Raw genomic sequence first — 875 nt, 5'->3', positions numbered from 1 at the left:
TCTTCCAGGCTGCGGCTGCCTGACAGGATCGCCTGCCCTTCCGCTTTGTCCCAACCTTGGTAGCGCTGCTTGATGAAGTCGGTAATGACGCCGTCCTCGATCATCTTCGCCGCAGCCTTCAAGCCGCGAGCGCAGGCATCCATGCCGCCGATATGAGCAATCAGCAGATCCTGCGGATCAAGACTCTGGCGCCGCAGCTTGGAATCGAAGTTCGTGCCGCCCGTGGTGAAGCCGCCGGCTTTTAGGACTTCGTAGTAAGCCAGCGCCATTTCCGGCACGTTGTTGGGGAACTGGTCGGTATCCCAGCCCGACTGGTAGTCGTTGCGGTTCATGTCGATCGAACCGAAGATACCGAGAGCCGAGGCGAGCGCCAGCTCATGCTCGAAGGAATGCCCGGCCAGGATCGCGTGGCCCTGCTCGATGTTGACCTTCACCTCGCCTTCCAGACCGAAGTCCTTCAGGAAGCCGTAAACGGTCGCGACATCATAGTCGTACTGGTGCTTGGTCGGCTCCTGCGGCTTCGGCTCGATCAGGATCGTGCCGTCGAAGCCGATCTTGTGCGCATACTCCACTGCCATCTGCAGGAAGCGACCGGCCTGTTGGCGCTCGCGCTTGAGATCGGTGTTGAGCAGGGTCTCGTAACCCTCACGTCCACCCCACAGCACGTAGTTCGCACCACCAAGACGCTTGGTGACGTCGATGCAGTGCTTCACCGTGGCCGCTGCATAGGCGAACACATCCGGATCGGGATTGGTCGCGGCACCTGCCATATAGCGGCGATGCGAGAACAGGTTTGCCGTGCCCCACAGCAGCTTGACGCCGGTTTCTTCCTGCTTGCGCGCAAAGATGTCGACGATCTCGTCGAGCCGCTTGGC

1 protein-coding gene is annotated in these 875 nt (G+C 60.8%); it reads right to left on the bottom strand.

The features are described from left to right. Nucleotides 1-875: xylose isomerase (locus IE166_RS20505; RefSeq protein ID WP_189507709.1), on the bottom strand; the 875-nt coding region annotated here is incomplete at both ends.

The organism is Tianweitania populi (assembly GCF_014652875.1).
GTDB lineage: Bacteria > Pseudomonadota > Alphaproteobacteria > Rhizobiales > Rhizobiaceae > Tianweitania > Tianweitania populi.
Note: the sequence above shows the minus strand (reverse complement) of the source record. Positions and strands in the feature narration are given on the sequence as shown.